The sequence below is a fragment of the Acinetobacter sp. ANC 3903 genome (assembly GCF_002135315.1).
In the GTDB taxonomy this organism is placed as follows: Bacteria; Pseudomonadota; Gammaproteobacteria; order Pseudomonadales; family Moraxellaceae; genus Acinetobacter.
The window spans coordinates 78,122-90,440 of sequence record NZ_NEGA01000015.1; the positions used below are offsets into that span (position 1 = coordinate 78,122).

Here is a 12,319-nt window from a genome sequence, read left to right on the forward strand (position 1 = left end):
ACTTAGCTCACAGTTTTTCAGCTCACAGCTACTTACTTCAAGAAACAATTCAGTGACATTTATTCAATAATATTTACAATAAACAACAGACATTTTAAAAAAATTAAATGCTGTCTAAAATTAGATATTTTTTTCCTAAAAATATCATCGTCATGAGTCTTCAAGGATGATCGTCAATGACACAGTCTGGTTCAAATTTTGCTCAATTTGTACGCAAGCTCTGTTTTATTACAGCCTGTTGTTTTAGCAGTATTACTCTGGCGCAAAGCAATAAACCCAATACTGAACAAATAAATTTGCAAAACTATCTGCTTCAGCAACGCAATGCAGCAGGTTTAAAGGCTAAAACCATTCAAGTGGGCGAGATTAGCTGGGCATATAATGAGGGCGGCTCAAAGCAGAAACCCACTATTCTGCTCATTCATGGCTTAGCCGGAAATCGCGATAACTGGAATCGTGTGGCCCATTTTTTAACACCCTACTATCATGTAGTGATTCCCGACTTACCCAACAATGGTGAAACCAAAACTCCGCAAGATTTTGATGATTCTGTACCCAATGTGACAGAGAGCTTGCGCCGTTTTGTCGAAGCCATCGATGTAGAAGATAAACTGAATGTTGCAGGACATTCTGTGGGAGGATCGATTGCTACCGTCTATGCATCACAATATCCGTTTGATACGCAAAGTTTATTTTTGCTGAATAGTGCAGGTATTTATACCAAGGCCAATACCCGTTATTCCAAAGACCCTGTCAACCTTAAACAGCTGATTGTGTCTAAACCGGGTGACTTGGAACAGGTAATGCATCGGGTCATGCAAAATCCGCCCACCCTGCCCAAGGCCTTAAGGTCAGCACAAGAAAAATATCTGATTACTCAGGCAGCAAATAACTGCAAACTGATTGATCAACTGGTGACCCTGAACCGTATTTATACGCCAGAATCCTTTGCCCGACTGACACGAACAATTGAAGCACCGACACTGATTCTTTGGGGAAAGCAGGATAAAATCATTAATGTTGAAGTGGCAAATGAATTAAAATCGTTATTGAAACATGCTGAGGCTCCTGTCATTCTCAACAATGTAGGACACATGCCCATTTTGGAAGCAGAGCAGGAAGTAGCAGCATATTATTTACCCTTTCTTGCCAAAACCCAAAAAATGAAAAATCCGCTTGCGGATAAACTTATTCCACTCAATTAATTTTTTTCGAGACAGTATGCAGAAACATCCAATGATTGAGCAGTTAATTGAAGCTCATCTTGAATTTTTAGAACAAGAGTTTTCACATACTGCGACTATTGAAACTGAATTTCTAAATTTCTATCAATGGTTTAGGAAACAGACGCTGCAACAGCTCTGGTCATTTGAGCAGATTAATGCGCTGTTACAAAAACAGATTCTGGATACGCCTGCCAGCCATTTTCTGATTGAACAGATCACTGAACATGTGCGCTTTGCCCTGGTTCATCCGCTCAATGACAGCACTAAAATAGCGGATGTTATTCCTGTTTTAACCATCGACAAGATTGCTCAATATGTGGCAAGCAAAAGTGCTCACCGTCAGCGTTTAATTAAAACCGTGGTGAATAATCCTGCCTTTTCTGCCATGATTACCCAGCTGATCCAGCATTCCATTCAAGACTATGTAGATAATTCAGTCATGGCAAAACGGGTGCCTGGTGTATCCCGTTTTATGAAAATGGGCAAATCTGTTTTAGAAACCGTTACCGATTCAAATCTGGATGAAACGGTTGCCCATTATCTGCAGAAGAACATTTTAAAACTGAGCCAAATGAGTGAGCATGTTTTAAATCAGCATTTTGATGATGAAAAGCTCTATCATTTTCAGGCCAATCTTTGGCATAAAATTAAAGATATGCCTTTAAATGTTTTAAAGAATTATATTGAAGTTCAGGACCTGTCCAATACGGTAAGTCTGGGCCATGAAATTTGGGATCATATCCGTCAGACTGACTATTTAAAACAGCAAGTTCATGATGGTGTCTATGCCTGGTACATCCGTAATCAGGAACGTCCGTTTGATTTGTTATTACGTGACCTGAATATTGATGAAGCCTTGATTCAACATCAATTGCAGCAATTGTTAGCGCCAATTGTACAAAAATTAATTTCCTCTGAATATTTACGCAGCCGTGCCAGAGCATATCTAGAGAAATTTTATTATGCTGAAACAGCACAGAATATTTTAAAGATTGAGCCTTAAATCCCTGCAATAAAAAAGCCGCATTCAGCGGCTTTTTTTACCTGAACGGGTCTTATTTAAAATAAGCGCCTTCAGTGTTGCTGTGGTCAGTTTGGTCAACCACACGTGCCAATTCAGGAACATGCTGTTTTAAGGTGGTTTCCACACCTTGTTTTAAAGTCAGATCAATCGATGAACAGCCTTGGCAGCCGCCACCAAACTTAAGCACCGCAGTTAAACCGTGTTCTTCATCTTCTACTACTTCGACCAGCGCACAGTTACCACCATGGCCTGCAAGTCCCGGGTTAATTTCAGACTGAAGCACATAGGTAATACGCTCTTCGACTGATGCATCTGGCCCCACGCGTGGCACTTTAGAATTTGGTGCACGGAAAGTTAATTGACCGCCAAAACGGTCTTTATTGTAGTCAATCACCGCATCTAATAAATATGGAATAGACGGTGTATCAATAAATGCAGGAAAATCCGGGTAGTCCTGTTTATAGTCAGTTGGGACAACCTCTTCAGGTGCACTATATGCCATACAACATTCAGCACGTGGCGTACCAGGATTTTCCACAAACACACGCACCCCAATGCCTGGCGTGTTTTGCTTTTCTAACAAATCCTTTAAATACTCTTGAGCAGTTGGAGTAATCAATAAGTTTGGAATCTCTTCTGCAACTGCAGTGCTGGTGTTCTCAGTCGACATCACAATATTTCCTCAAGCTGAAGTTGCCATTTTAACTGAAGATGTGGGGTAATTTCAGAAATTCAACTAAAATTGTCGGATTTATTGTGAAAGTTCCACTTAAGCTGCCATTTAATGGCATTATGAGTGATAAATTTTGAAATGTAGAACTTGCTTTTATGTTGGATTTACCTTTTAACCACACCGTTACCCTGATTCTTATTACCGTTATTATCTCGCTGATTGCCTTTTCAAACCAGAATGTTATGAACCGGTTAATTTTCTGGCCTCCTGCCATGCAGCGTGGACAATATGATCGTTTTATTACCCATGGTTTTGTGCATGCAGACGGGGCTCACCTGTTATTCAACATGATTACCCTGTTCTTTTTTGGCAGCGTGATTGAAAGTTTTTATCGGCAATATATGTACGATTTAGGCTTTGTGCTGTTTTATTTGGGCGGGTTGATTGCAGCGATTATTCCAAGTTACTTAAAACATAAAAATGATCATCGCTGGGCAAGTTTGGGGGCTTCTGGTGCAGTATCTGCAGTACTGTTTGCTTATATTTTGTTTGAACCGTGGAAATTGATCTTTGTGTTTTTTATTCCTGTACCAGCCATTATTTTTGCTGTGCTTTATGTGGCTTATAGCATCTGGTCAGGCAAACGCGGCAACTCCAACATCAACCATAGTGCACATTTATGGGGCGCGGCTTATGGGGTAATCATGACGATTATTATTGAACCTCGTGTTATTCCGCACTTTTTGAATAAGTTGATGCAATTGCCTTTCTAAGAATATTGTGGATGATGGCATAACCCTGCATTTATGCTTAAAAAAATTTGCAGCCTTTGCCCAATACAGCGCACTGTTGATGTTTCAAATGTTAAGGAGCAGCATGCTCCTTTTTCATTCTCTATCTCTAAATGAATATTTACATAATTTTGTCATTAAATGCCAACCCGCAATTCATTTTGGCATAGATAATGTAGACATCTGTATATAAATGCGCAAGAAAAAGAGATCTTTTGCATGTCTACTTCATTAAATGGTCTTCAATTCCCGATCAATCCCAACAGCAAAAAAGCCAGTACCTCCCAAACAGGCAAAGAAATTATTGCTGAAGCTCTGTCTATTGTGGACAACAAGGCATCCATGGATGCACTTGCCGAAAAAAATTGGCGCAAGCACTACCCAATCTACTTCAAAGCCTTGGTAGAACAAGGTATTCGCACCATCAACAACTCTATTACCATTGCCAAACAAGGCTTGCATAAAGCGCATCATAGCTTTGACTTTTATCGTGATGGTCAACGCTATTTACTCAAAGACATCATGAAAGATGTCGATACCTCAGTGCTATATACCATTCAGCTCAAAGGTGAAAGTGATGCTGCACCAGAATGGTATGTCCCTTATAAAGGGCAAAAGTTACAAGGCCAGGCTTTACTGGATCAAATCCAGACCTGGCAAGATGCAGGCATTATCGAATGCAGTCATGCAGATGCCTTGCGTACCGCACAGGCGCATCCGGAATGGTTTGACCTTTCAGACCGCACCATGGTGTTATTTGGTGCAGGCTCTGAAGCTGGCCCGCTGACCTGGCTGGCACGATGGAAAGCCAATATTATTGCCGTAGATTTACCCAATACCCGGGTGTGGGACAGAATTCTCAACACTATTCAGCAAGGCAACGCCATTCTCTATGCGCCGTGCACGGAAAAATTGGCAGAAGATACCTCAAGTACAGTGCTGAAAGAAAAATTAGGCGCAGATTTACTCACCCAAACCCCTGAAATTGCACATTGGTTAAGCCAGAGTGAACGTCAGCTAGACCTGGCTGCCATTGCCTATCTTGATGGTGAAAAGCATGTCCGTGTGGCCATGGCCATGGACAGCATCATGGAATATGTCAGTGAGCAAAAATCCGATACCAGTTTAATGTTTATGTGCACGCCAACCGATGTCTATGCCATTCCGAAGGAAGTAGTCGAAGCGTCTTATGACAAGTTCCAATGCCGTTCCAAAGTCCGGCGGCTTATGAGTAAAGGCATTTCAACCGTTACCGCCAAGCGCTTTTTCCAGCAGAACCTACATATGCTCATTCCTTCCGACAACGGTCAGGAATATGGCATTGCGGACTGTCTGGTGGTCGAGCAAGGTCCAAACTATGCCTTGGCCAAGCGTATCCAGCAGTGGCGTGCAACACTGGCGCGTCATTATGGACAACGCGTCAGTATTAACATTGCCCCATCCACTACAACCCATTCAGTGACCAAAAATCCGTTATTGAAAGCGGCCTTCAATGGTGCCAGCCTGTTCGATGTGGAATCGTTTAGCCCTGAAACCACCAATGCCTTAATGGCTGCCTTATGGATTTATGACCTGCGTCATCCGGAATCGGTAGCCAACCCTGAAACACCGTTGAGTCATCCATTAGAACTAATGATGAAAGGCGCCAACCATGGCGGATTGTGGCGTGTGCCTTATTTGGCCCGCACTGCTTTGCCTTTTGCCGCACTCTATGGTTTTGCCAATGAAAAATTGCCGATTAAGCGAGTGTTAGGTAAATTTAAGAAATAATCACGCTACTTTTCCCGCTTCTTCTAGGAGATGAGGATCCTCAGAATATATGCTGAGTACGCAAGGGAGAGGTCAATATTTTATTAATTACCCCCTCTCGCACATCCTCTCTGGTATTTTCACTAAAAGCACAACTTTAAGCTTGGTCAGGGCGAGGACTTTAGGAATGAGCATAAAAAACGCTGCAATTGCAGCGTTTTTTGTTTCAAACAGAAGTCTTAAACGAACTGTAAGAATAACCAGTACAAACCACCAGATAAACAAATGGTCGCTGGTAAAGTGAAGATCCATGCCGATAAAATCGTACGCACCATTTGTAAATTCAAACCTGATTTATTGGCTACCATGGTACCTGCGACTGCACTGTTCAAAACGTGGGTTGTCGATACAGGCATACCCAAACCATCTGCTGCAGCAATAGTGGTCATAGCCACAAGTTCGGCTGACATGCCTTGACCATAAGTCATATGGTTTTTACCAATACGCTCACCTACAGTGACCACAATACGTTTCCAGCCCACCATGGTACCCAGACCTAATGCCAAGGCAACAGCCACTTTCACCCAGGTTGGAATGTATTGCAGGAATGAATCCAGGTTTTTACGATATTCTTTAACTAACTTGCTTTGATCTTTTGACATTGCAGGAAGCTGCTCAGCTTTATCTAAACGCTTAAATGCAGTCGTGCTGAGATACATATCATTACGGATCGCAGAAACTTCAGCCTCTGGAATATTGTGAATATCACCATATTTGGCAACACGTTGACCCAAATGATCTGTCAAGCCCGCTAAAGCAGGGACCACTTCAGGGTTCACTTCTTTGGTTTGAATATATTTGGTAATAATAGCACGTGCCTGAGCATCCGTAATATTTTCATGCTGTGGATAAATAGCAGTAGCCGTTTGCTGAGACAATTGCTCAAAAGACTGAATATGTGCACTGTCTAAATTCTTATTTAAAGAATAAGCCAATGGTACACAACCAATCAAAATCAGCATAATCAAGCCCATGCCCTTTTGACCGTCATTTGAACCATGCGCGAAACTCACACCAGTACAAGTGAAAATCAAAATCGCACGAATTAAAGGTGGCGGCGGCTTGTTACCTTCAGGCGGATGAAAGAGCTCCAACTGTTTACGGAAGATTTTTTTCACCAGTAAAAACAGGACAGCAGCAAAAGCAAAACCGATCAATGGAGAAAACAGCAGTGCTTTACCCACTTTCATCACCTGTTCCATATCTACGCCGCTTGCGCCAGCGCCTGAATGAAGCAGGTAGTTCATAATACCCACACCTAAAATCGAACCGATTAGGGTATGAGAGCTCGATGCCGGAATACCCAAAAACCAGGTACCCAGATTCCAGAGAATCGCAGCAATCAGCATGGCAAAAACCATGGCAAAGCCTGCGCCTGAACCGACATTCATAATCAGTTCAACAGGTAATAAAGCAATGATGCCGTAGGCTACTGCCCCACTTGCCACCATCACCCCAAGGAAATTACAGAAGCCTGCCCACATTACGGCAACAGGTGCAGATAAGGCATTGGTATAAATAACAGTTGCGACTGCGTTGGCCGTGTCATGAAAACCATTAACAAATTCAAAGCCTAAAGCAATTAACAACGCAGTCGCTAAAAGAATAACGGAATATAAACTTAATGCTGGCACATGCGCCAAATCGGTCGAAAGCTGAAAACCGATATACGCTAAAGTAGAAATAATAACCGTGAAAAACACCGGCATAAAAAATTTCGGCGTAGCAACATGCACATTCGTCGATTTCGTTGGTGCTGACTGCACCTGATCTTGGACGGGAGGAATATTAGAATTCATGCAGACGGTTCAAAGGGGATAATTAAATCCCCCATATTGTTCAATTTAATTGTGACAATTATATGACAAAGAGCTGTCATATAAAGCAATATTTCATACTTTATTTGCCACATTTCTCGATAGAATCCCGAGATAAACAGTCAACTTACACAATAAAAATCATATACTTATAATCAAATCTCATCAATTTCCCCTTATACTTCAGCCATTTCCAATAATGTTACAAGGCATAAAATATCAGACAGCCAGACGCTGTCATACGGACATATAACACAGCATGATGCATATTCATTACAGCTTGATGAAGGATTTATTACAAAACTTTCAACGGGCTGCCTTGAATTCAAGCCGACTATTTATTCAGCAAGCCAATCATTGCGCTCAGTAAATAAACTGAATATCAGTAAAAATGAACTGATTTCTGCTAACATATATGCCGATTTTATATTCCATCGGATTGGGGTTATTTATGTCCACGCTTGCCACCCTAAAAGAGCTGCTCGCTCAACGGATTCTGATTATCGACGGTGCTATGGGCACCATGATTCAGCGTCACAAACTCGAAGAAGCTGACTACCGTGGTGAGCGTTTTGCTGACTGGGCATCTGACCTCAAAGGCAATAACGACCTTTTAGTGTTGACGCAACCGCAAATCATCCAGGGTATTCATGAAGCCTATCTTGAGGCTGGTGCCGACATTATTGAAACCAACAGCTTTAACGGCACACGTGTTTCAATGTCTGACTACCACATGGAAGATCTGGTTCCCGAGATTAACCGTGAAGCGGCACGTATTGCCAAAGAAGCTTGTGCAAAATATTCAACCCCAGAAAAACCACGTTTTGTTGCCGGTGTGCTTGGGCCAACATCACGTACCTGTTCAATCTCGCCAAACGTTAATGACCCTGCTTTCCGTAACATCACTTTTGATGCTTTAAAAGAAAACTATATTGAAGCTGCGCATGCCCTGATTGAAGGTGGTGCAGACATTCTATTAATCGAAACTGTATTCGATACCTTAAACTGTAAAGCTGCAATCTTTGCAGTGAAAGAAGTGTTCAATCAAATTGGTTATGAATTGCCATTGATGATTTCAGGCACCATTACCGATGCATCTGGCCGTACCTTGACTGGTCAAACCGCAGAAGCCTTCTGGAACTCTGTCCGTCATGGCGATTTACTGTCGATCGGCTTTAACTGTGCCTTGGGTGCAGATGCCATGCGTCCGCACGTAAAAACCATTTCCGATGTAGCCGATACTTTTGTATCTGCCCATCCAAACGCGGGCTTGCCAAATGCCTTCGGTGGTTATGATGAAACTCCGGAAGAAACTGCGGCCTTCATTAAAGAATTCGCTGAAAGCGGCTTAATCAACATTACTGGCGGCTGCTGTGGTACAACGCCTGATCATATCCGTGCCATTTACAATGCAGTTAAAGACATCAAGCCGCGTCAGGTTCCTGAAACCAAACCTGCTTGCCGTTTAAGTGGTCTAGAGCCATTTAACATTACTGCTGAATCCCTATTTGTAAACGTTGGTGAACGTACCAACGTCACCGGTTCGAAAAAATTCCTGCGTTTAATCCGTGAAGAAAACTTTGCCGAAGCTTTAGATGTCGCGCTACAACAAGTGGTTGCAGGCGCACAGGTGATTGACATCAACATGGATGAAGGCATGCTCGATTCGCAAGCTGCGATGGTGCATTTCCTGAATCTTGTGGCTTCTGAACCTGAAATTTCACGCGTGCCAATCATGATTGACTCCTCTAAATGGGAAATCATTGAAGCAGGTTTGAAATGCGTACAAGGTAAACCGGTTGTAAACTCAATTTCCCTCAAAGAGGGTTATGACGAGTTTGTCCATAAAGCACGCCTATGCCGTCAGTACGGTGCAGCCGTGATTGTGATGGCCTTCGATGAAGATGGTCAGGCAGACACAGCAGCACGTAAGCGTGAAATCTGTAAGCGTTCATACGATGTATTGGTGAATGAAGTTGGCTTCCCTGCTGAAGACATCATCTTTGACCCGAACGTATTTGCGGTAGCAACCGGGATTGAAGAACACAACAACTATGCGGTGGACTTCATTGAAGCAACAGGCTGGATCAAGCAGAACTTGCCACATGCCATGATTTCTGGCGGTGTATCCAACGTATCCTTCTCTTTCCGTGGGAATGAGCCTGTGCGTGAAGCAATTCACTCGGTGTTCTTGTACCATGCCATCAAGCAAGGCATGACCATGGGTATCGTGAATGCTGGTCAAATGGCGATTTACGATGATATCGATGCAGAGCTAAAAGCTGCGGTTGAAGACGTGATCCTGAACCAAAACCAGGGTGAAAGCGGTCAGGAAGCCACTGAAAAACTGCTAGAAGTTGCAGAACAATACCGTGGTCAAGGTGCTGCACAAAAACAGGTTGCAGATCTTGAATGGCGTAATCAACCGGTAGAAAAACGTCTAGAACATGCGTTGGTCAAAGGTATCACTGCCTTTATTGACGAAGATACCGAAGAAGCTCGCTTAAAAGCCAAACGTCCTTTGGACGTAATTGAAGGCCCGCTCATGGACGGCATGAACGTGGTTGGCGACTTGTTCGGTTCGGGCAAAATGTTCCTGCCGCAAGTAGTGAAATCTGCACGTGTAATGAAACAGGCTGTGGCCTGGTTAAACCCGTACATCGAAGCGGAAAAAACAGGCGCGCAGTCTAAAGGTAAAGTGTTGATGGCGACCGTAAAAGGCGACGTACATGATATCGGCAAGAACATTGTTGGCGTGGTACTGGGCTGTAACGGTTATGACATTATCGACCTGGGTGTGATGGTACCGTGCGAGAAGATTCTGCAAACAGCAATTGACGAGAAGGTTGATATCATCGGTCTTTCCGGCTTGATTACCCCATCTTTGGATGAAATGGTCTTCGTTGCCAAAGAAATGCAGCGTAAAGGCTTTAATGTACCGTTGATGATTGGTGGTGCAACCACTTCTAAAGCACATACAGCCGTGAAAATTGACCCGCAATATTCAAATGATGCAGTGATTTATGTTGCCGATGCATCACGTGCGGTGGGTGTTGCAACGACGTTATTGTCTAAAGAAATGAAGCGGAAGTTTGTTGAAGAAACCCGTGCTGAATATGAAAAAGTGCGTGAACGTATTGCCAACAAACAGCCGAAAGCAGCTAAACTGTCTTATGCAGAATCGGTTGAAAATGGCTTGAAAATTGACTTTGCAGCCAATGCACCTGTGAAACCAAACTTCATTGGTACGCAAACATTCACCAATTATCCTCTGGAAACTTTGGTTGAATATTTTGACTGGACACCGTTCTTCATTTCTTGGAGCTTGGCGGGTAAATTCCCTGCAATCCTGAAAGATGAAGTGGTGGGCGAAGCAGCAACTGACTTGTATGAACAAGCGCAGAAAATGCTGAAAGATATTATTAACAATAAGCGTTTTGATGCGCGTGCGGTATTTGGTATTTACCCTGCCAACCGTTCAGCGGCTGACTCGGTTGAGGTCTACAGCGAAGATGGTCAATCGGTAACGCATACTTTCCATCATATTCGTCAGCAGACTGACAAAGTGACTGGCAAGCCGAACTTGTCATTGGCTGACTTTGTTGCGCCTAAAGGTGTGGCTGAAGATTACTTGGGCGGTTTCACTGTATCGATCTTCGGTGCGGAAGAAATGGCAAATGAGTATAAAGCCAAAGGTGATGACTACTCTGCCATTCTTGCGCAATCTTTGGGTGACCGTTTTGCTGAAGCCTTTGCAGAGCATTTGCATGAGCGCATCCGTAAAGAGTTCTGGGGCAACCAGGCAGCTGAAGCCTTAAGCAATGAAGATTTGATTAAAGAGAAGTATGTGGGTATTCGTCCTGCACCGGGCTATCCTGCTTGTCCTGAGCATTCTGAAAAAGCGCCGTTGTTCGACTGGTTAGGTTCTACCGACAAGATTGGTACGCAATTGACCTCTAGCTTTGCAATGTGGCCGCCTTCATCTGTCAGCGGTTTCTACTATGCAAACCCTGAGAGCCAATACTTTAATGTGGGTAAAATCGCAGGCGATCAGCTTGAGGATTATGCGAAACGTAAGGGTTGGACACTGGATGAGGCGAAGCGCTGGTTAGCGCCAAATTTGGATGATTCTGTGGTTTAAGAACTCTCTAATTTAGAGTAAAAAAATCCCCTCAAGTGAGGGGATTTTTTATTTTAACTCTTCGAATCCCCCTAAGTCCCCCTTTTTCAAAGGGGGACTTTCACATATCAATTGAATTATGTGACAGCTCCGCCCTTTAAAAAGGGAGGTTGGGAGGGATTTTTATTAATTTAGTCCTGTAATAAATATTAGAGTCTCTTTGGCATAATTTTTTAACGTTAAAAATTCAATATCTTGTATTCCTGTATCAAAACCATCTGCATGATGGTATGCCTTAGAAAACTCATTAATAGACTCGATTGATTTCAATTTGTCATATTTATCATATAAAGGACTATTTATATCTTGTTCTTCTCTAATTTTTGGAATCATATTTCCCAACCACAAATCCTCTGTAAAAGTTTTAGGAAAAATAAATCTTAAATAAGCTTCCAAAATTGGGCGCAAAGATCTAGCTATCTCTGTTTTTTGTTCTTCTCTACCTAATTGTACAAATTCCCAAAGTTTATAATACTCTTGGTAGTAAGAATGCAGCACATATGAGTCAAAATTTTGACGAATAATAAGTTTACTATTACAGACTTTTTTACTATTTATATCCAATGGGTTTGTATCTTTTAGAATAGTTTCAACTTCATAACATTTAACCTTTCTAGAAATAGTACTCAGTGTAGTGGTTTAATAAAGCTGGACACCAAATTAGGTGATAATAGATTCACCAATGAGGTGCTTATGAAACCAAGACGTACATTTACTCCAGAGTTTAAACTCGAAGCTGCTAGTCTTGTATTGGATCAAGGGTATTCAATCTTACATGCTTGCCGTGCCTTAGATGTGG

9 protein-coding genes are annotated in these 12,319 nt (G+C 42.5%); 6 read left to right on the forward strand and 3 right to left on the reverse strand.

Annotation, left to right across the window (positions count from 1 at the left end):
* Nucleotides 1-176: 176 nt before the first annotated feature.
* Both B9T29_RS12395 and B9T29_RS12400 read left to right on the forward strand, forming a co-directional pair.
* Complete coding sequence (locus B9T29_RS12395) at nt 177-1,205, forward strand: alpha/beta fold hydrolase (protein WP_086176221.1); 1,029 nt, start codon at nt 177-179, stop codon at nt 1,203-1,205.
* Nucleotides 1,206-1,221: 16 nt separating this feature from the next.
* Nucleotides 1,222-2,229, forward strand: a complete 1,008-nt coding sequence (locus B9T29_RS12400) for a hypothetical protein (protein WP_086176222.1) — start codon at nt 1,222-1,224, stop codon at nt 2,227-2,229.
* Between the two features lie 52 nt (nt 2,230-2,281).
* On the opposite strand, the gene nfuA is transcribed toward B9T29_RS12400, so the two are convergent.
* On the reverse strand, nt 2,282-2,920 hold the full coding sequence (gene nfuA, locus B9T29_RS12405) for a Fe-S biogenesis protein NfuA (RefSeq protein WP_086176223.1): 639 nt from the start codon (nt 2,918-2,920) through the stop codon (nt 2,282-2,284).
* 158 nt (nt 2,921-3,078) lie between these two features.
* Between nfuA and B9T29_RS12410 the strand changes: the two genes are divergently transcribed.
* Both B9T29_RS12410 and B9T29_RS12415 read left to right on the forward strand, forming a co-directional pair.
* Nucleotides 3,079-3,696 (forward strand): rhomboid family intramembrane serine protease, encoded by a 618-nt coding sequence (locus B9T29_RS12410; RefSeq protein ID WP_086176224.1) that lies wholly within the window; start codon nt 3,079-3,081, stop codon nt 3,694-3,696.
* A gap of 237 nt (nt 3,697-3,933) precedes the next feature.
* The gene (locus B9T29_RS12415; protein ID WP_086176225.1) at nt 3,934-5,484 is read left to right on the forward strand and encodes a hypothetical protein; all 1,551 of its coding nucleotides are present in this window, start codon (nt 3,934-3,936) and stop codon (nt 5,482-5,484) included.
* 218 nt (nt 5,485-5,702) lie between these two features.
* Here B9T29_RS12415 and B9T29_RS12420 read toward each other — a convergent pair whose 3' ends face one another.
* Complete coding sequence (locus B9T29_RS12420) at nt 5,703-7,322, reverse strand: inorganic phosphate transporter (protein WP_086176226.1); 1,620 nt, start codon at nt 7,320-7,322, stop codon at nt 5,703-5,705.
* Nucleotides 7,323-7,791: 469 nt separating this feature from the next.
* Between B9T29_RS12420 and metH the strand changes: the two genes are divergently transcribed.
* Nucleotides 7,792-11,481 (forward strand): methionine synthase, encoded by a 3,690-nt coding sequence (metH, locus tag B9T29_RS12425; RefSeq protein WP_086176227.1) that lies wholly within the window; start codon nt 7,792-7,794, stop codon nt 11,479-11,481.
* A 165-nt stretch (nt 11,482-11,646) separates the two neighbouring features.
* Here metH and B9T29_RS12430 read toward each other — a convergent pair whose 3' ends face one another.
* The gene (locus tag B9T29_RS12430; RefSeq protein WP_228146605.1) at nt 11,647-12,018 is read right to left on the reverse strand and encodes a hypothetical protein; all 372 of its coding nucleotides are present in this window, start codon (nt 12,016-12,018) and stop codon (nt 11,647-11,649) included.
* A gap of 195 nt (nt 12,019-12,213) precedes the next feature.
* Here B9T29_RS12430 and B9T29_RS16190 point away from each other — a divergent pair.
* Nucleotides 12,214-12,319 (forward strand): transposase (locus tag B9T29_RS16190; protein WP_143223891.1); only part of this gene is annotated, 106 nt, incomplete at its 3' end.

Bases quoted from the DNA above. Each gene is read 5' to 3' on its own strand.
- B9T29_RS12395 (WP_086176221.1), top strand. From the start codon at position 177: ATGACACAGTCTGGTTCAAATTTTGCTCAATTTGTACGCAAGCTCTGT.
- B9T29_RS12400 (WP_086176222.1), top strand. From the start codon at position 1,222: ATGCAGAAACATCCAATGATTGAGCAGTTAATTGAAGCTCATCTTGAA.
- nfuA (WP_086176223.1), bottom strand. From the start codon at position 2,920: ATGTCGACTGAGAACACCAGCACTGCAGTTGCAGAAGAGATTCCAAAC.
- B9T29_RS12410 (WP_086176224.1), top strand. From the start codon at position 3,079: ATGTTGGATTTACCTTTTAACCACACCGTTACCCTGATTCTTATTACC.
- B9T29_RS12415 (WP_086176225.1), top strand. From the start codon at position 3,934: ATGTCTACTTCATTAAATGGTCTTCAATTCCCGATCAATCCCAACAGC.
- B9T29_RS12420 (WP_086176226.1), bottom strand. From the start codon at position 7,322: ATGAATTCTAATATTCCTCCCGTCCAAGATCAGGTGCAGTCAGCACCA.
- metH (WP_086176227.1), top strand. From the start codon at position 7,792: ATGTCCACGCTTGCCACCCTAAAAGAGCTGCTCGCTCAACGGATTCTG.